The following is a 17,370-nucleotide window of genomic DNA, read 5'->3' as shown; positions in this document are numbered from 1 at the left end:
GGATGCTTTCAAATTCACGATTAATTATTGTATTTGAGTCGGGTTACAACCAAATTGGTGAACCGATCTTGAAAACAAAGAGCTTCAATAACATTAAAACAGCTGCGACGAACGAACAGTTAAAAGCTGTTGCGGATGCGTTAATTCCGCTTCAAGGCTGGATGCCTTACAAAGTGGACCGTGCCAACACGTATGCGCTTGATCTTTAATTGGGTGTAGTGACTATTGAATAGAGAGGAGGGAATGAGATGTCGAAAAAACTGGAATTAGTCTTTGAAAACGAGTTAGCAAAAAACGTTACGATTTCATTGGACAACCCTGTTTATCCAGTGGATACCGCTGCGATTAGTGCAGCGATGGATGAGATTATCGCACAAAATGCGTTTACATCATCTGGTGGTAATCTTGTAGCGAAAAAAAGTGCGCGTGTCGTGGATCGCACGGTTGAAACGATTGAGTTTTAATCAATGGTGGTTTGGAAAGGGGAGGAGGCTTGGCCTCATCCTTTTTTAAAATTACGAAGATGTATGATGGATTCAAAAGAAGATATTAAGGAAATTTATGAATATATAGGAGCATTCCTCTTAAAAGAATAGTTCTTTACTAGAATTTGATAAAGTAAGAAGAAACCCATAAGCTAATTAAGCTTATGGGTTTAATGATGCTATTCAAAGTGCTTCCTAATATATTCTGCTTCTTCTTCTGGAGTAAAGACTCTGGTTGCTTCTCCAACCGTACCGCCTTGTAACCGCCAAATTCGGTTATGATCTTCATCGGCTTGGCTGAAATCTCCTTTTTGCCATCTTTCGAGAATATCTAAATATGTTCTGCCATAGCTATAGTTATTTGCCTCAACTACTTCTATTAACCTTTCAATTCTCTCCTGAGTGATTTGCATATGGCCCCATTTTTGGCTGGCGGCTACTTTCTGGTGAGACATCCAGTGAATGTAATTTTGTACAGCACGTTCTGGTAAGTCTAAAGGAAACTCTTCCTCCACTTCTTCTGCAGTCGGAATATTTCCTATGATCGGTTCTTCCTCATTATCAGGAGTTGGTTCGCTTGTTTGACTCGTTTCGGCTGGTTCCAGCTTATTCAGAGTTTCATGATTAGACAAGGCATTAAAAGCGTAAATGACGACAGCGATAATTAGTGCAATTGCAATGAAAAGAATTCGACTCGTTTTCATCAGTTCATCTCCCCGTATGTATTGGACAATCTATTTTTACTTGAAAACCTTATCAAACTTTAGAATAGAAGAATAGGAGTCTAATGTAAAGAACCCCATTAAGCTCTATACTAAATGAAAAAATAGTCAGGCTTATACTTATAGACGCAGGAAAAATAAAAAGGAGGCTCAAAATATCAAAAATCTTTAAACTTGAAGAATTTGAAGCTAACCTTAGTTATGTAACGGAAGCGATTTACGAAGATCTAAAAAACTTTATTTTAGCACAAGAGTTGCATTGTATGAAAGAAATGAAGAAGCTATGTTGTATTCGCATCGAATTATTCACGATCTTGATGTGGCATACAACGGATATAACGAGAAGATATTCGGCGTAACCACATATGTTGCAGGTACTGATTGGGGTGAGGAAAAACAACACCAACGGATTAATGAAATAGTTAAAATCGCAAAAAATAATCCATTGTATGCAGTCGACGAGTAATGGCCGGTGGCCTGACTTCTGCTAGAGTAAAGCATTACGTCAATGGGGGCCGTCGCTTTATGTTGATTTTTTGGGACTGGTGCCAAACATCATCTTCTCTAGGGAAAGTTAGCGGACTCCAGGGGCCTTATTTATGTCAATTTCAACGTTTTCTTCACTTTAGGGGACTGAAAAGCCCTTATTACCCCATAAAGCAGTCCTTTACACAAGAAATACGACGAATAAGGGCCTCTCAGTCCGCGGACAATGATAAAATGATAGATTTTGATGAAATAAGGGCCTCTCAGTCCACAAAAAAATCTAAAAAACAAATAGGCGTTAATTTCGTTGAAAAAGTTTTAAATAGCTGAAAAAACTTGCTTTTGCCTCGCAATCCTTTTGTGAGCATACTGAGGTCAGGAGGCGGGCCCATATTAGAAGAAAGCAAGCATTCTGGTAATGTCCGGCCCCCAATAGCATAACATTGCCGTAACGAACGTCAGGTCACTGGTTCCCGCTAGAGAAAGCATTACCACAGTGGGGGACAGGACCCGCTTTTAATCCTTCTTCCCACAGATCCCGTAAAAAAAGATGTTTGTAATGTCTTCGGTAATTGGGAGGATCTTTTGATAGACTTCTTCTTTTTGCACATAGTCTTTTAACATATTGATATAAAATAAAACCGCCTCCGCAGATAATTCCTGGTTCACAAATCCTTGTTGTTTTCCATCTTCAATTAATTTGGTGAAGTATGGAATAGTTTTTTCGATATACACCTTCTCAATGTAATTGCCCTCTGCTGTATATTCTTTCATCATAAACTCATAAAACTCTTCATGAATTTGAGTGGCAGCCTCTTTTTTCGCAAAGACCATCTTCTGGATTTTTTCAGGAAAAGGTAAGTCACTAAAGATAACTTCTTCAAAATCATTGGCAGCTTTGTCCACATAATAAATAAAGACATCGTGGATTAGATTGTGCTTACTTTCAAAGTAGTTATAGATTGTAACTTGAGATACGTTTGCTTTTTTGGCAATTTCAGAAATCGATACTTTTTGGATTCCATATTCCGTAAATAGGGATAGCGCCGTTTCTAAAATATTCTTCTTCTTTTGTTCTCTTCGTCGTTGAAAGCCGTCCATTTTTGTCACCTCGTTTCAAGTTTAATAAAATTTTTGTAACAAAACAAACAATAAATTTCATAATTTCATATTGTAATGCATTTAATTTATATATATTATGAACTATATAAGTTAAAAAATTTCAAAACTAAGCAACGAATAAGATCATTTTTATCCATGAGATTGGGGGAGCATCGCCATGACGATATTAAAAACAACAAATTTAACCAAGAAGTTTGGAAGCTTTAAGGCTCTAGACGGTGTAAATATGGAAGTGAATAAAGGTGAAATCTATGGATTTATTGGTCCAAATGGAGCCGGCAAGTCTACAACGATTCGTGTATTGCTCGGCATTTTAAAAGCGACTGAAGGAGAAGCCCAAATTTTTGGTCTGGATGCATGGAAAGACGCCGTAGAAATCCATAAGAGAATTGCCTATGTACCGGGGGATGTGAACTTATGGCCGAACCTTACCGGGGGCGAAGTTATTGATTTATTTATGAAGCTTAGAGGAGCAACTAACAAGGCTAGACGAGAGGAACTCATTGAAATTTTCAAATTAGATCCAACGAAAAAGTGCAGAACGTATTCGAAAGGAAATCGGCAGAAAGTGGCTTTAGTTGCGGCATTTGCTTCGGATGCTGACCTGTATATCTTTGATGAGCCGACATCTGGACTCGACCCGTTAATGGAGAGACTTTTTCAAGAGCAAGTAAATGAGGCCAAACAACAAGGTAAAAGTGTTCTGCTTTCAAGCCATATCTTATCTGAAGTCGAAAAATTATGTGATAAGGTCGGTATCATCCGTGAAGGAGCGATTATTGAGACTGGAACGTTAAACGAACTTCGTCATTTAACGAGAACGAATTTACTCGTGGAAACGAAACAGCCGGTTTTATCTATTAATGAATTAAAAGGTGTTCATGATGTGGAAATTGTAGGAAATGCTCTTTCATTCCAAGTCGATGGAGAAGAACTAGATGCTGTAATGAAACATGTGAGTCAGTTTGGTCTGCTTAAATTAGAAAGCTCACCACCGACGCTTGAAGATTTATTTATGCGTCACTATGAAGGTAGCGGGCACACCTCAACTAATGGGGTTGGAGGTGAATAGCGATGTGGAAAAATCTATATAATCAAACAGGAGTGTTGGCTCGCCTGATCATCAAGCGGGACCGTGTGAGGCTGCCTGTTTGGTTGCTTTCGATTAGTTTGATGAATGTAATCATCGCTTCATCTTATACGGGTTTATATCAAACCGAGCAAGAGCGGCAAGCGATTGCTGAAACAATGAAAAATCCAGCAATGATCGCCATGGTCGGACCTGGTTACGGATTTGACAATTACACATCAGGAGCAATGTTTGCCCACCAAATGCTGTTATTTACAGCTATTGTTGTAGCGATCATGAGCATCTTACTTGTTACTCGCCATACTCGTGCGGATGAAGAAGAGGGAAGGATAGAGTTAATTCGTTCCCTTCCAGTCGGTAAATTATCGAATATTACGTCTTCGGTACTTGTCATGGTTGGTGCGAATGTCCTTTTAGCATTGATTACAGGTTTAGGACTGTATGCGTTGCAAATAGAAAGTATGGATTTACAAGGATCCCTTTTATACGGGGCAGCTATCGGGGCAACGGGTATCTTTTTTACTAGTGTTACGGGTTTGTTTGCACAGCTGTCAGAAAACTCTAGGGGGACAATTGGACTTTCGTTTGCGGTATTAGGTGGAGCTTATTTAGTCCGGGCCGTTGGAGATGTAAGTAATGAAACCCTTTCTTGGTTTTCACCGCTTGGATGGGTTGTCGGGACACAAGCATACGTTACTAATTACTGGTGGCCCGTTATTTTGACGATTGGTGCAGCGATTGCCCTGTTGGTTATAACGTTTTATTTAAATACAATTCGTGATTTAGGAGCAGGTTTCTTACAATCGAGACCAGGTAAAAAACATGCATCGCGCTTCCTTCAAAGCCCATTTGGTTTAGCTGTTCGATTGCAACGGACAGGAATAGTTGCCTGGGCGATTGGGATGTTCATCTTAGGAGCTTCTTATGGTTCTGTGTTAGGGGATTTAGAGTACTTTTTTGATAGTAATGAAATGATGGCAGAATTTTTAGCTCCCGTTGAAGGTTTTTCTTTAGTTGAACAATTTTTACCGATGCTTATGTTAGTGATCTCGATCATCTGTACGGTTCCTGCACTTCTTTTCGTTCTCAAACTTAAAAGTGAAGAAAAAAAGAATATGACAGAACATTTATTAGCAAGGGCTGTATCGCGAACAAAACTGATGGGAAGCTATCTCATGGTCTCCATTATTTTTGGGGCAGTCGTGTTCGTTCTGGCAATAGTCGGACTTTGGTCTGCCGCTGTCTCAGTAATGGAGGAAGCGATTTTATTTACTTCAATAGTAAAAGCCGGTATGGTTTATTTTCCAGCTATGTTTTTGTTAATCGGATTAGCGGTATTTCTAATAGGATCTTTTCCAAAGCTGACTAGTCTCACTTGGTTGTACCTAGGCTATTCTTTCTTTGTTGTCTATTTAGGTGGACTACTGCAACTTCCAACGTGGATGGAGAAGATTTCCCCGTTTGCGCACGTTCCACAATTTCCAGTCGAAGAGGTGACAGTATTACCAATCATTAGTTTAATAGGTATTGCTGGTGTTCTTGTGGTCATAGGGTTTATGGGTTATAACAAGCGGGATATAGAAGGGTAACATCATAAAGATAAGTCTCTCGTTAACAGTGTTTTTGTTTGCGGGAGGCTTTTTCTTTTACTAAAATTCAAATAAAAAAGCGCATTATTTGCGCTTCTGCCACCAGGTGGACTCTCCTAATAGTCCTTTATAGACGTGTTTCTCTTTATGTTGCAACTCACTTTTAGGCAGACAGTCAGGACATACTTTCTCGTTATCTTCTTTTGACGGAGTTACTAAATCTCTGCCACATTGACTGCAGAAAAAGGGTGAATTCATCATCATAGGTTTCACCTCACCAGCCTTTCTTTTAAATCATAAATACGCGCATAGAGAGGAAGAAAGAACACCTAGTTATATTGTGTTTCGGTGATGTTTAGCTTCAGGCACCATCGGCTCGAAGTTGCTTCGATCGACCAAGCGTGTCTAAAGAGCAAGCCACTTCTTGCTGGCCCTCCAGCGCTTGTCGCCAATAAGCTGGCCTTCCGCTTTTCGGTGAAGTCTAGCTCAGGGCGCCAACCTCTTTAGCAGACTTCGCCTCCTTCCGATAAGTCAACGATAGTTGTGCAGTAAAGGGGCTTCAAGACGTACTTATGAAAAGATTAGTGGACTCCACAGGCCCTTATATCTTCTTTAAAAAGACGCTAATTTGACTCCTTAGGGACCTCAGAAGCCCTTATTTACTATATTTCATGATGTTATTGCTTAATATTAAGGCAATAAGGGCCTCTCAGTTCCACAAATGCTTGAAAGAGGTCATTTCTGCTAAAATAGCGTCCTCTCAGTGCCGTAAAGTAAAACCGATAGTACCTTAACTATAATAATCCTGTGCTAGAGTGTGTTGTCTTGAGCGGTGAACACCGAAAAAACACATATAAGCAGGCATATCTGCTTTTCTTATCATTGTATGCAGGGGCAGGGAGAATGGCTTTTCGTGGAATATCGGCGAGGGCTCTAGAAAATAGAAAACTACCATACCGATTTTCGATATGGCAGTTCATTCTCTTATTTAAAAACTTTTACGTTTACTTCTTGTACCCCCCAATTGATGGCATCTTGCTTGTTTGGTATGAATATATCAATTTTGTTTCCTTGAATGGCGCCGCCTGTGTCACCAGCTATCGCATGTCCATAACCTTCCACGTAAACTTTTGATCCTAATGGGATAACACTAGGGTCGACTGAGATGACTTTTTTATCAGGATTATCTATTAAGTTAATTCCAGTTGAAGTAATTCCAGAGCAACCTTCACAAGATGCAGTGTATGCAGTAGCTGTCATCGTTAGTTCCATCGCTACATTGTCATCTGAAGCGGGCTTAGAAGCTACTTCTTCTTCTTTCATCGCTTCTTCTGCAGCAGGTTCTTCTTTAACAGGGTCTTCCTTAATAGTTTCTTCTTTAACAGGCTCTTCTTTAATAGTTTCTTCCTTATTCGACTCTTCTTTCATAGGTTCTTCTGAGACAGCTTTCTCCTGTACTGGCTCGTCCGGTACTGAAGAAGGTTCTTTTACTTTTTCCTGCTTAACATCTGAAGTAGTACTTACTTCTGTATTGCGGGTTCCTTCAGTGTCAGTCACATTAGCAACTTCTTTTGCTTGAGTTGTTGCTTGAGGAGTTCCTTTTAGATAGACGGTTAGTGTATCACCGGCTAAGATGAAATCAGGGTCATTAATCTGATTCCAATCCTGTAATGCTTTCCAAGAAATATTGTCAAACTGCAGGGCAATTTCTGATAAAGTATCTCCTTTTTGAATGTAATATTCTTCAGTAAGCGCAACTTTCAAACGGTCTTCTGGATGAATAATATGATTGGTAAGTCCATTCCACTCTTTTAAATCTTCTACTAATATATCATTAGCTTTTGCGATTTCCCATAACGTATCCCCTTTTTGAACGGTAACTTCCTTAGCAGATGTGTGTGATCCTAAACCAAATGTCCCGTATATTGCAGCAACAGTTACTAAAGAAACTATACTTTTTTTCATAGACTACCTCCAAAATTTAATGTTTCTCTCTAATTGGTTTTTATGATAGCACAAGAAATTCTGAGAAAAAGAACAAGCCTATAACAATTGGTTTACACACATAACACTGTTGTGTACAAACTATTACATGATACTGAATACTCCTCAAAAAAAATGAAAGGTTATGAGAAATTATTGAATTCAATACATAATCTACGGTTTGTCCTACTCATTTAAATGTGGAATAACGTCACTTCAGTGAATATATATTAACGTCCTGAACTTTTTTATATTATTAAAAGTACAAGAGCGAGTAACGGTAGAAGACAAATTTAAAAAAACTGGGGAGATCATCTTGAAAACTATTATTATGCTCGGTGTATTACTTGGATTGTTGTTGGTAGCCGTTTTTGGGCTTAGATCTTTTATTCAAAGAAAAATCATCAAAAAGAGTAAGAAGTTGATAAAAAGTGGCGGTATAAGCCAGGTTGAAAAGTTATATATCGGCGGCATTAGGCAGTATATCTTGATTGAAGGTAAAAGCAAGGACTTGCCGATCTGTTTATTTTTACACGGGGGACCTGGGGCGCCTTTTCCTTTTGGTGTTAGCTCTAGAAGCTTATTCCCAGAAATCACGGAGCACTATTTAGCTGTTTACTATGACCAGCGCGGTGCAGGTAAGAGCTATTCCAAAGCCATCGATCCTAAATCAATGAATATTGAACAAATTATGAATGATATTCATGAGCTGGTTGATTATTTACGAGAAAAGTTCCACCAAGACCAGGTGATGTTAGTTGGCATGTCGTGGGGGACTGTACTAGGAACAGAGTTAATCAAACGATATCCCGAAAAATTTTACACTTATGTCGGCATTTCTCAAGTTGTTAATGATGCAGAATCACAAAAATTAGCGAAGTCTTGGTTGGCAGAGAAAGCAAAGCGTACTGGAGATCAGCGAGCACTTCATGTACTAAATGAACTTGGGGAACCACCCTATGTCGGAAAAAAGGATGAGCAACTCGATAAGCTGATTTCTAAGTATAAAGGAGATCTATACGAAGATCGAAGTACAAAAAAACCGAACCTTTTTCTATTAGTTAGAGGTGCGTTTATATCCCCGGATTATACACTGCTTGATCTTTGGAAGGCGCTGATAACTGGGGCAAAGTTCAGCTTACTAGAAAGCAAGGATTTACAAATGGAGATAGCAAAAACCAATTATTTAGAGACGGTGCCGACTGTTAATATTCCGGTTTACTTCATTCAAGGAAAACACGATAAAACAACGAACTACGAACTGGCCAAACAATTTTTTAATTGTATTGCAGCGCCAAAAGGGAAGGAGTTTATTACTTTGGAGCAATCGGCGCATTATCCGAATGAGGCTGATTTTAATGTAATTCTTCATAAGCTGGTGGAATTAGCAATTTCAAAAGATAAGACACACTTCTCTACTGAACAGAGCTGACCATTAAAAATGTACTCTCGTTCTTAGCTATAGCAGGTGAATAAAGTGAACAATAAAAAAATCTGGTCCCTAAAAAATGAGACCAGATTTTGAATGAATTCGCATATTATTTTAAGAACGAGCGTAACATCCAATTGTGCTTTTCTAATGATTGATGAATCGCTAGAAGCATATCTGCTGTTGTTTCGTCACCGAGAGTATCAGCTGCCTCCATACCTTCTTTTAATTCATCGATCAGTGTATCAAAATCTTGGATAATTGCCGACACCATATCATCTGCTGTTTCATTGCCTGTTGCTTCAGAAACTGACGCAGTTTCTAAATATTCTTTCATTGTTGCTACAGGATGTCCTTTAAGTGCTAATAATCGTTCTGCCAGTTCATCAATATGTAAAGCAGCTTCGTTATAGAATTCCTCGAATTTGGCGTGTAATGTGAAAAACTGTGGACCTTTCACATACCAGTGGTAATTATGAAGTTTAACGAATAGTACACTCCAGTTAGCGATTTGTTTGTTTAAAATGGCGGATACTTTTTCTTGAGTCATGATTAGATCATCCTTTCAAATTTCAATCACACCTTACTATTTCCCATCTTAGCGAAGAAATAAACTAAATTCTATAATGTTTTCGTGAATTATTTTCCAATTATGTGACGATTGAGCAGTGATAGTCCCCGCCATGCACTTGAGTGAACATTTTTCCAACAGATTGAAGCAATTGTTCACATTCCTCATCGTCCATTGAAGGTTGGAGGTAGATCAGGTGAAGAGCTTGAGTGGTTGCCTCGGTGACAGCCGATCGTTTGGAATCAACGATTGGACTGCCAAAAGGACCTTTTTCATCTGAGGACAGCAGTTTCCCTTCCATCTGGTTTTCTCGTCCGTTCATTCCTAAGTAATGCTCCTCTTTCGTTCCGAGGCGTATCAATACATCTCCTTCTAATTGCTGTAAATCATAAACACCAAATGGAATGTGATGACGAATTGAGAAAAAATTATTAAGATCAACCGCAGAATTAACGGATGGTAAGAACTCGGACTTTTTAACTCTTCTCATAAGTGCTTCGGATGACGGACGGTATCTCCCAGGGTCAATCGAAAGCAACTTAAACGTATTTCTCCATTCAGAAATACCCGGATAACTTTTTAAGTCATTACTTTCAAGTTGCAGCGCTAACTCTTCTTGGTAAAACCGAATTCTTCCTTTTAACATTTGCGGGGATTTAGAAATGACGATTGATGGATATGCAATAGCCCCGATCTTGAATCGAGGTACAAGTCTTTTAATTTCATCATCTATTGTAAGCCGAACCATATCTTCCAAAAGAACACCTCTTTATTTTTTGTTTTCAAATAGTGTAGCATATAATGGATGTAACTTTGAAAGAAAGGGTTTTTTCCATGGCATATGCCCAGCTAAAAGATGAAATTGTTGCATATAGTAAAAGTATTGACATAGATAAAATTGGCTTTACTAGTGCTGATCCATTTTTAACATTAAAAGAAAGACTAACTCTCCATCGTGAATTAGGTTATGAATCTGGATTTGAAGAACCTGATTTAGAAAAACGAGTTGAACCGAAAAAGATTACACCAGAAGCTAGATCCATCATTTCAATTGCCTTAGCTTATCCTTCAAAAATGAAAAATCCTCCGAAAAGCACGAAAGGAGAACGAAGAGGTATTTTTTGCAGAGCATCGTGGGGGAAAGATTATCATCAGATTTTAAAAGAGAAACTTCAACTCTTAGAAAAATTTATTGTAGAAAAGGTACCAGACGCTCACATTACTTCCATGGTAGATACCGGAGAACTTTCAGATCGAGCAGTGGCTGAAAGAGCGGGTATTGGATGGAGTGGTAAGAATTGTGCCATTATTACACCTGAATTTGGTTCTTACGTGTATCTGGGGGAATTAGTCACCTCGATACCGTTTCAGCCCGATGAACCGCTTGAAGACCAGTGTGGTTCGTGCCGGCGCTGTGTTGATGCCTGTCCAACAGGTGCCCTTGTTCAAGGGGGGCAGCTGGATTCTCAAAAGTGTATAGCTTACCTGACTCAAACAAAAGACTTTTTACCTGAACGGTTTCGTTCGAAATTAGGGAATCGTTTATATGGATGTGATACGTGCCAGCAAGTTTGTCCAGAAAATAAGGGGAAAGATTTCCATATTCACGAAGAAATGGAGCCTGATCCAGATCTAGCAAAGCCGCTTCTTTTGCCGTTGTTATCGATGAGCAATCGACAATTTAAAGAGCAATTTGGTCATGTTTCAGGAGCGTGGAGAGGAAAAAAGCCAATCCAAAGAAATGCAATTATTGCCCTAGCACATTTTAAAGAAACGGAAGCTATTGAGCCATTAAGAGAACTTATGACTAAAGACCCTCGGCCTGTTATACGAGGTACTGCAGCCTGGGCACTGGCTGTAATTGGTGGCAAATCTGTAGAAAAACAGTTGAAACAAGCGAAAGACCGAGAAAAAGACGCAGATGTAGTAGAAGAGATAAATAGAGGGCTGAATATCATTGCTGAGGGCCTCTGACGTCCGTGGAAAAGATATTGTTTATTCAGTAAGATAGGTACAAGACTGGAGTTGGAAGGAAGGGATAACATGTCGGCTCAGTCAACGGTTTATTATGATGAAATGGATAGTCCAATTGGAGCGCTAACAATTTCGGCAACTGAACGAGGCGTATGCCATATCCACTTTGGCACAGCGGATTTTAGTTTACCGACATTAAAAGCGTGGTTGAAAAAGCAAGGAATTAAAGGAGAACTTGTACAAAACAAAGAGAAGATTTCTCCTATTGTTGAGCAACTCAGTGAGTATTTTGTTGGAGAACGTCATGAGTTTGAACTTCCTATTGATCTTTATGGAACAGGTTTTCAAAAGAAAGTTTGGGAAGCGCTACGAAACATAGGTTATGGAGAGACACGATCATATAAAAAAATTGCACAAGAAATTGGAGCTCCTAAAGCGGTAAGAGCGATCGGTGGAGCGAACAATCAAAACCCTATTCCCATTATCATTCCGTGTCACCGTGTGATCGGGAGTAATGGTGCCATGGTAGGTTACGGCGGAGGACTAGACAAAAAAGAAATTCTCCTGCAGATGGAAGGGGCAATTGAAAAAATTTCATAAACATTCTTTTGGAGCAGGATCTTTCCTGCTCTATTTTTTTGGAGGGAAGGGAGAAATTTTGTTTATTCCAGATACTTGCATTTGTGTGCGCGCAATCAGGAGGAGTGGTTAATGGCTACCCTTTATCTTCTCAAAACTGCACGCCAATCAAGGGTATTGATTACCCAATTCCTCCCCAATATTTCCTCAAATGTGTGAGTTCCTCGTTTTCAGGTGTTCTTACTATTCGATTAAGTGAATATGGATCTTTTGTAAGGAAAAATGAAAAAGGAGGGCCTCTCCTAATGACGGATCAGATTGAACAATTGAAACGGTTAATTGAACATAGAAATGGTTTGTATGTAGAAAATGTTCGGAACGACGATGATGTACTCATTTCAGAGGGTGATAAAAAATGTTTAGAACGAAAATTAGCAAGTCTGCAATCGAGAGACAGTGAACTTGTAAACTCTACAGTCAACGCACAAATTTTAGGGCAGCGGACGTATGATGATGAAACGAAAATAGAATACGTTTTACACCTCCAACAATCGATTAAGCAACGAAGAAATTTTTATATAGAAGAATCCATTCAACACCGACAAGCTACATTTCATCGAAGTGAGTTGGTTGATGATGTGGAATTGAAGGCTCAATACCATGAGGAAGAAGTACCACCGAACCGTGAATGGATGAGGAGTGTAGAGGAGTCAGAAGAACGTTGGTCTTATGACCGTAGAGAAGCTGTTCGTTATGCAGAAAGATGGTGGAACGATTACAATCCGGCCTATCGCAGGTTTGAAGATAATTGTACGAATTTCATCTCCCAATGTCTAAGAGCAGGCGGTGCACCGATGATTGGTCATCCCAATCGCTCCAATGGCTGGTGGTACCGGAATAACAATTGGAGTTATAGTTGGTCTGTTGCTCATTCAATGCGCTGGCATTTAAGTGGAGCAAAGTCTGGGGTAAGGGGAAAGGAAATGTCATCCGCTAGTGAGTTGTCGCCAGGAGATGTGATTTGTTATGATTTTAATGGAAACGGGAGATGGCAGCATACTACGATTGTCGTAGCTAAAGACGAGAATGGGGAACCCTTGGTCAATGCACAAACGACCAATAGTCGAATGCGCTATTGGAAATATGAAGATTCGACGGCTTGGACGCCTAATATCAAATATAAGTATTTTAAAATTACTGACTCGGAAAAAAGATCGGGTGCCTGATACTAAGTATTTAGGCACCCTTTTTTAACGGTACTAGTTTGGCTCAAAAAACGGTCTCCATAAATGAAGTTGAATTTTAGTAAAATAAAGGGAAGATTACATTGTAAGGGTGGATGCTTTTCATCACAACAACAAGTGGTATAATAATCCATAGCAAATTAAATAAAGAGGTGTACATAGCGTGGGACTACATATTGTATTATATCAACCTGAAATTCCTGCAAACACAGGGAATATTGCAAGAACGTGTGCAGGGACGAATACTTCCTTACACTTAATCCGGCCATTAGGTTTCTCAACAGATGATAAAATGTTAAAAAGAGCAGGCTGTGATTACTGGCCGAACGTTACAATTAATTACTATGACTCAATAGATGAGTTATTTACTAAGTATGAAGAAGGTCTGTTTTATTTTATCGAAACAGTAGGGACAAAAAACTACAGTGAATTTGATTATAGTGATGAAAACAAGGATATCTTTTTTGTCTTTGGCAGGGAAACCACAGGGTTGCCTAAAGAGTTATTAGAAGATCGAAAAGAGAATTGTTTAAGGATACCGCAGACTGAAAAAATACGTTCCTTAAATCTTTCAAACACAGCGGCGATCGTGATTTACGAAGCGATCCGCCAGCAAGGATTTCGTGGGTTAGTATAACTAAAGGGAAATGATCTTACAGATTGGACCGCTGCAATTTAAGTTGTAGCATCTAGTCGGTGCATAATTTTAGTATATAAAATAGACCTATCCTCCAAGAGAATAGGTCTATTTCAATAAGTATTAATTTTTGTGAGGCTTTTCTTCATACCCAGCAGTGAAGATAGCTACAAGAAATGCTACACAAACACCAAGAATAAGTAATAATCCCATAATAGGTTTTCCTCCTTAAAAGCAATCAATCCTATCTTCTTATTATAATGTAACATAATCGCAATGTGAATGTATGTGTGGAAGTTTTCTTTTACATAAATATGATTTTTCTATGAATAGTCCATTTATTTCTATAAGTACCATACTTTTGTGTATAATAGGGAGAGAAAAACAAATGGAGGGATTTGTCATGTACGTAGTAATGAATGAGCTTCATATACCAAAAGAAGCAAAGCAACATATATCCGATCGTTTTGGAAAAAGTTCAGAAAACATGAAAAATGTTCCTGGATGTTTAGAGTTTTTATTTCTAGATAACGAAGCTGAGGACGGCAAACAGGTCGTATTCACAAAATGGGAAACAAAAGAAGATTATGAGGCTTGGTTACATAGTGATGCATTTAAACGTGCGCATCAAGAAAAGCGTGAGTCAAAAGAAAAAGGACCAGCTACAGGAAACGAGCTTAATGCTTACCGTGTGATCCACCATACGTAATATTTTCCTAAGCTAGTATTATTATTTAATGTTCATTTTTTCATGTGTCAGGCTCCGTTATAGCGGGCCTGGCATTTTGGTTTAAAGTGGTCAAGTCAGTCTAATTTTTTAATAGTAGGAGCGGTATTTGCACATGAAGAACAGGTATATCACTAGTCACTTTCCATTGTTTTCAATCTTGTTATTTAGTACATCTCTCGCTCTTTTTACGGAAGGATATATTGTTAATCAGTTACAGTTATTAGGATTATACGATGGGATGAAGGAATTCTTTTCCGAAAGCGGTATAAAAATTACGTTATTATTTCTATTGCTGCTGTTTTTCTTTATGGTATTTTCAGCTTTAAAAATAATTGCTGATACAATCATTCAACTTTCGCTGTTATTTTTTTCGAAGGATGAAACTGGAGATGAACTTAACAAAATTCGTTCAGGTACGTGGATCTACTTAATCGCGAGTTTGATTGCCCTTATCTTTTTCCATTCCATTGTTGTGATTATGATTGTCTTTATTAGTGCGACCTTCATTTATTTTATTTACTTCTTATTTAAATTAAGTGATGTGTTAACGCCGCTTCATATGTTCGGACTGATCATGTTCCATTTATTATTTTGGTTTACTTTTATTATAGCGGTGTCCTACGCAATCCTTACACTCTACAACAGTTTTATTTCCAGCTTACCGTTATAATACGGTTGAAAAGGTAAAAGGGTAGCAGGTACCTTTAGTACGCTAAAGGTACCTGCTACCCTTTTTTTACCGCATGATGTCGCGCCATATGAGGAGGTGGGGGCCTCGATTGTAGATGGATTGAAGAGAAGACGGTTTGTCTCTTCCTACCCACACGCCTGCTGTATACTCGTCTCGGATGCCGACAAACCAAATATCGTGAAACGCATTTGTTGTTCCCGTTTTCCCGCCAATGTATGTGCTTGGTTGGTTTGCTTTTTTTCCAGTACCTTCAGTTACTACTTTATGAAGAAGAGATTTCATTTGCTGGTTGACACTTGAATTCCATATATGCTGCGGTGCCTCATTCCATTCATAAAGTACATTTCCTTTCAGATCAGTTACTCTTCGAATACCATATGAACGTTGGTAGACTCCATCACTAGCAAATGTCGTATAAGCCTGTGTTAGTTCTAGGGGTGACATTCCGTGAGTAAAGCCACCGAGAGCCGCAGGGAGACCATAATCGTTTGGGACCACCCGACTAAATCCAAACTTATCAAGATAGCGGAAGGAAGTATCAACTCCCGTTCGATCAAAAATTCGAACAGCTGGCGTGTTGTACGAATTTTTTAAGGCTGTTTCAAGGGTGACGCTGCCATACTGAGCGCCGCCAAAGTTTTTAGGGCAATAATTTTTCTTGCAGAAATGATCGGCATTAATTGAACTTTGGTTAGAAACTCCGTGTTCCGCGATGTAAGGTGCATAGACGAGCAGAGGTTTGATGGCTGAACCGGGCTGTCTAAAGGCTTGAAACCCACGGTGAAAATCAAACTTCTTATAATTTCGACCGCCAGTGATTGCAACAACTTCATTTGTTGGATGGTGAATGACAACCGCTGAACTTTGGATATCGTTATTGGGTAATTGTTTTTCAATTGCTTGCATCGATTTTCTTTGAATATCTGGGTCTAGGGCCGTTTCGATTCGGATCCCCTGTTCTAAAACTTTCTGTACACGTTGATCTAATTTTTGTTGAACAGCTTGTTTGCTCTCGGCAGGTGCATTTTGTAACTGTTGTTGATATCCTTCCTTTTGAGCAATGAGCTGGGTAAGTTCGTGGTGTATATAAGTAACATAGTCAGGGTATAGATCAATTTTGGTTGATACAGCTAATTGAATGTTCTCAGCTCGTGCTTTTTCATATTCATCTTTATCAATCACTTGTGCTTCTAGCATTTTTTCTAGGATCCACTGTTGCCGTAATTTTGTATTCTCACTGTTTTTTAAAGGGTTATAGTGAGAAGGATTATTTGGGACCGCACATAAAAAAGTAATTTGAGCTAACGTCAACTCATTACTTGGTTTACTAAAGTAATAGTGGCTGGCAGCTTCAATGCCGTACACACCATTGTGAAAAAAGATCGTGTTGATATAGAGTTCAAGTATTTTTTCCTTACTGTACATTTGCTCTAATTTATAAGCATATAATAGTTCACTTAATTTCCTGTCATACGTTTGATCGTGCGTAAGAAATAAATTTCGAACGAGTTGTTGGGTAACTGTACTAGCCCCTTCTTCAATACTATTAGTCTTATAGTTTGTTAGAAAAGCTCTCGCGATTGAAGAGGGGTCATACCCTTTATGATCAAAAAATCTTCGGTCTTCTGTAGCAATAAAAGCATCAATGACCATTTGGGGAATTTCACTAAAGGACAAGTAAATCCGATTTTCGCTTTGATACACTTCTGAAATTAGTTTTCCGTGCCGATCGTACATATAGCTGTTAGTAGATAGGTGAATTTCCTTTATATCAACGTGTTCATCGAGGACTGATTGAATCGATTGCACCTTGGACATTTCGTTCATGGTGTTAATCAGCATAAACGAGAAAACAACTAATAGAATTGCGGTGATGAATAAACCGGTTCCCATTCGCATTGAACACTCATCTCTTTCCTGTTTTTCTTTCATCATTTTATCTGATTTGTGACTATAAAACTAGTTCTTATCACACATTGCGACATATATCTAGTTTTGTTAATTACTTCTACTTGTCACATAGATTTGAGATTAGAGG

Annotated in this window: 19 protein-coding genes; 12 read left to right on the top strand and 7 right to left on the bottom strand. The window is 38.8% G+C overall.

What is annotated here, in order from left to right; genetic code table 11:
* The first annotated feature begins 2 nt into the window (after positions 1-2).
* On the top strand, positions 3-209 hold the full coding sequence (locus N7Z68_RS19035) for a DUF1659 domain-containing protein (RefSeq protein WP_275120067.1): 207 nt from the start codon (positions 3-5) through the stop codon (positions 207-209).
* A 39-nt stretch (positions 210-248) separates the two neighbouring features.
* Positions 249-464 (top strand): DUF2922 domain-containing protein, encoded by a 216-nt coding sequence (locus N7Z68_RS19030; protein WP_275120066.1) that lies wholly within the window; start codon positions 249-251, stop codon positions 462-464.
* A 200-nt stretch (positions 465-664) separates the two neighbouring features.
* On the opposite strand, the gene N7Z68_RS19025 is transcribed toward N7Z68_RS19030, so the two are convergent.
* On the bottom strand, positions 665-1,189 hold the full coding sequence (locus tag N7Z68_RS19025) for a DUF6241 domain-containing protein (RefSeq protein WP_275120065.1): 525 nt from the start codon (positions 1,187-1,189) through the stop codon (positions 665-667).
* Positions 1,190-1,466: 277 nt separating this feature from the next.
* On the opposite strand from N7Z68_RS19025, the gene N7Z68_RS19020 reads away from it, so the two are divergent.
* Complete coding sequence (locus N7Z68_RS19020; protein ID WP_275120064.1) at positions 1,467-1,673, top strand: hypothetical protein; 207 nt, start codon at positions 1,467-1,469, stop codon at positions 1,671-1,673.
* A gap of 536 nt (positions 1,674-2,209) precedes the next feature.
* On the opposite strand, the gene N7Z68_RS19015 is transcribed toward N7Z68_RS19020, so the two are convergent.
* Entirely contained in the window at positions 2,210-2,794 is a 585-nt protein-coding gene (locus tag N7Z68_RS19015) for a TetR/AcrR family transcriptional regulator (RefSeq protein ID WP_275120063.1), read from the bottom strand.
* Between the two features lie 178 nt (positions 2,795-2,972).
* On the opposite strand from N7Z68_RS19015, the gene N7Z68_RS19010 reads away from it, so the two are divergent.
* Together N7Z68_RS19010 and N7Z68_RS19005 are read left to right on the top strand one after the other, a co-directional pair.
* The gene (locus tag N7Z68_RS19010) at positions 2,973-3,887 is read left to right on the top strand and encodes an ABC transporter ATP-binding protein (RefSeq protein WP_275120062.1); all 915 of its coding nucleotides are present in this window, start codon (positions 2,973-2,975) and stop codon (positions 3,885-3,887) included.
* Between the two features lie 2 nt (positions 3,888-3,889).
* Positions 3,890-5,494, top strand: coding sequence for an ABC transporter permease (locus N7Z68_RS19005; protein ID WP_275120061.1), 1,605 nt, complete (start codon positions 3,890-3,892; stop codon positions 5,492-5,494).
* A gap of 84 nt (positions 5,495-5,578) precedes the next feature.
* Here the strand turns inward: N7Z68_RS19005 and N7Z68_RS19000 are convergent, their stop codons facing one another.
* Together N7Z68_RS19000 and N7Z68_RS18995 are read right to left on the bottom strand one after the other, a co-directional pair.
* The gene (locus N7Z68_RS19000) at positions 5,579-5,758 is read right to left on the bottom strand and encodes a hypothetical protein (protein ID WP_275120060.1); all 180 of its coding nucleotides are present in this window, start codon (positions 5,756-5,758) and stop codon (positions 5,579-5,581) included.
* 720 nt (positions 5,759-6,478) lie between these two features.
* A complete protein-coding gene (locus tag N7Z68_RS18995; RefSeq protein ID WP_275120059.1) occupies positions 6,479-7,459 on the bottom strand; it encodes a LysM peptidoglycan-binding and 3D domain-containing protein in 981 nt (326 codons plus the stop codon).
* Positions 7,460-7,793: 334 nt separating this feature from the next.
* Between N7Z68_RS18995 and N7Z68_RS18990 the strand changes: the two genes are divergently transcribed.
* Complete coding sequence (locus N7Z68_RS18990; protein WP_275120058.1) at positions 7,794-8,909, top strand: alpha/beta fold hydrolase; 1,116 nt, start codon at positions 7,794-7,796, stop codon at positions 8,907-8,909.
* 106 nt (positions 8,910-9,015) lie between these two features.
* Here N7Z68_RS18990 and N7Z68_RS18985 read toward each other — a convergent pair whose 3' ends face one another.
* Positions 9,016-9,456 carry a Dps family protein gene (locus tag N7Z68_RS18985; RefSeq protein ID WP_275120057.1) on the bottom strand — a complete coding sequence of 147 codons (441 nt, stop codon included), beginning with the start codon at positions 9,454-9,456 and terminating at the stop codon, positions 9,016-9,018.
* Between the two features lie 100 nt (positions 9,457-9,556).
* The gene (locus N7Z68_RS18980) at positions 9,557-10,225 is read right to left on the bottom strand and encodes a B3/B4 domain-containing protein (RefSeq protein ID WP_275120106.1); all 669 of its coding nucleotides are present in this window, start codon (positions 10,223-10,225) and stop codon (positions 9,557-9,559) included.
* Between the two features lie 86 nt (positions 10,226-10,311).
* Here N7Z68_RS18980 and queG point away from each other — a divergent pair, with 86 nt between their 5' ends.
* The 6 genes from queG (at position 10,312) to N7Z68_RS18950 (ending at position 15,311) form a co-directional block, all read left to right on the top strand.
* Complete coding sequence (gene queG, locus N7Z68_RS18975) at positions 10,312-11,451, top strand: tRNA epoxyqueuosine(34) reductase QueG (protein ID WP_275120056.1); 1,140 nt, start codon at positions 10,312-10,314, stop codon at positions 11,449-11,451.
* A 69-nt stretch (positions 11,452-11,520) separates the two neighbouring features.
* On the top strand, positions 11,521-12,051 hold the full coding sequence (locus N7Z68_RS18970) for a methylated-DNA--[protein]-cysteine S-methyltransferase (RefSeq protein WP_275120055.1): 531 nt from the start codon (positions 11,521-11,523) through the stop codon (positions 12,049-12,051).
* Positions 12,052-12,335: 284 nt separating this feature from the next.
* Positions 12,336-13,256: an amidase domain-containing protein gene (locus tag N7Z68_RS18965; protein ID WP_275120054.1), complete on the top strand. Its 921-nt coding sequence runs from the start codon at positions 12,336-12,338 to the stop codon at positions 13,254-13,256.
* A gap of 181 nt (positions 13,257-13,437) precedes the next feature.
* Positions 13,438-13,911, top strand: coding sequence for a tRNA (uridine(34)/cytosine(34)/5-carboxymethylaminomethyluridine(34)-2'-O)-methyltransferase TrmL (trmL, locus tag N7Z68_RS18960; protein WP_275120053.1), 474 nt, complete (start codon positions 13,438-13,440; stop codon positions 13,909-13,911).
* 403 nt (positions 13,912-14,314) lie between these two features.
* Positions 14,315-14,620 carry an antibiotic biosynthesis monooxygenase family protein gene (locus N7Z68_RS18955; RefSeq protein ID WP_275120052.1) on the top strand — a complete coding sequence of 102 codons (306 nt, stop codon included), beginning with the start codon at positions 14,315-14,317 and terminating at the stop codon, positions 14,618-14,620.
* 133 nt (positions 14,621-14,753) lie between these two features.
* Positions 14,754-15,311 (top strand): DUF5366 family protein, encoded by a 558-nt coding sequence (locus tag N7Z68_RS18950; RefSeq protein WP_275120051.1) that lies wholly within the window; start codon positions 14,754-14,756, stop codon positions 15,309-15,311.
* Positions 15,312-15,377: 66 nt separating this feature from the next.
* On the opposite strand, the gene N7Z68_RS18945 is transcribed toward N7Z68_RS18950, so the two are convergent.
* Positions 15,378-17,264, bottom strand: a complete 1,887-nt coding sequence (locus N7Z68_RS18945; RefSeq protein WP_275120050.1) for a transglycosylase domain-containing protein — start codon at positions 17,262-17,264, stop codon at positions 15,378-15,380.
* Positions 17,265-17,370: the final 106 nt, after the last annotated feature.

The sequence above is a fragment of the Alkalihalobacterium chitinilyticum genome, from assembly GCF_029028005.1.
Taxonomy (GTDB): domain Bacteria; phylum Bacillota; class Bacilli; order Bacillales; family Bacillaceae_F; genus Alkalihalobacterium; species Alkalihalobacterium chitinilyticum.
This window is presented reverse-complemented; position numbering and strand designations above follow the sequence as displayed.

Excerpts from the sequence above, each read along its gene's own strand:
- N7Z68_RS19025 (WP_275120065.1), bottom strand. The coding sequence starts at position 1,189 with ATGAAAACGAGTCGAATTCTTTTCATTGCAATTGCACTAATTATCGCT.
- N7Z68_RS18965 (WP_275120054.1), top strand. The coding sequence starts at position 12,336 with ATGACGGATCAGATTGAACAATTGAAACGGTTAATTGAACATAGAAAT.
- queG (WP_275120056.1), top strand. The coding sequence starts at position 10,312 with ATGGCATATGCCCAGCTAAAAGATGAAATTGTTGCATATAGTAAAAGT.
- N7Z68_RS19000 (WP_275120060.1), bottom strand. The coding sequence starts at position 5,758 with ATGATGATGAATTCACCCTTTTTCTGCAGTCAATGTGGCAGAGATTTA.
- N7Z68_RS19005 (WP_275120061.1), top strand. The coding sequence starts at position 3,890 with ATGTGGAAAAATCTATATAATCAAACAGGAGTGTTGGCTCGCCTGATC.
- N7Z68_RS19010 (WP_275120062.1), top strand. The coding sequence starts at position 2,973 with ATGACGATATTAAAAACAACAAATTTAACCAAGAAGTTTGGAAGCTTT.
- N7Z68_RS18985 (WP_275120057.1), bottom strand. The coding sequence starts at position 9,456 with ATGACTCAAGAAAAAGTATCCGCCATTTTAAACAAACAAATCGCTAAC.
- N7Z68_RS19035 (WP_275120067.1), top strand. The coding sequence starts at position 3 with ATGCTTTCAAATTCACGATTAATTATTGTATTTGAGTCGGGTTACAAC.
- N7Z68_RS18970 (WP_275120055.1), top strand. The coding sequence starts at position 11,521 with ATGTCGGCTCAGTCAACGGTTTATTATGATGAAATGGATAGTCCAATT.
- N7Z68_RS19015 (WP_275120063.1), bottom strand. The coding sequence starts at position 2,794 with ATGGACGGCTTTCAACGACGAAGAGAACAAAAGAAGAAGAATATTTTA.
- N7Z68_RS18980 (WP_275120106.1), bottom strand. The coding sequence starts at position 10,225 with ATGGTTCGGCTTACAATAGATGATGAAATTAAAAGACTTGTACCTCGA.
- N7Z68_RS18955 (WP_275120052.1), top strand. The coding sequence starts at position 14,315 with ATGTACGTAGTAATGAATGAGCTTCATATACCAAAAGAAGCAAAGCAA.
- N7Z68_RS18950 (WP_275120051.1), top strand. The coding sequence starts at position 14,754 with ATGAAGAACAGGTATATCACTAGTCACTTTCCATTGTTTTCAATCTTG.
- N7Z68_RS19030 (WP_275120066.1), top strand. The coding sequence starts at position 249 with ATGTCGAAAAAACTGGAATTAGTCTTTGAAAACGAGTTAGCAAAAAAC.
- N7Z68_RS18945 (WP_275120050.1), bottom strand. The coding sequence starts at position 17,264 with ATGAAAGAAAAACAGGAAAGAGATGAGTGTTCAATGCGAATGGGAACC.
- N7Z68_RS18995 (WP_275120059.1), bottom strand. The coding sequence starts at position 7,459 with ATGAAAAAAAGTATAGTTTCTTTAGTAACTGTTGCTGCAATATACGGG.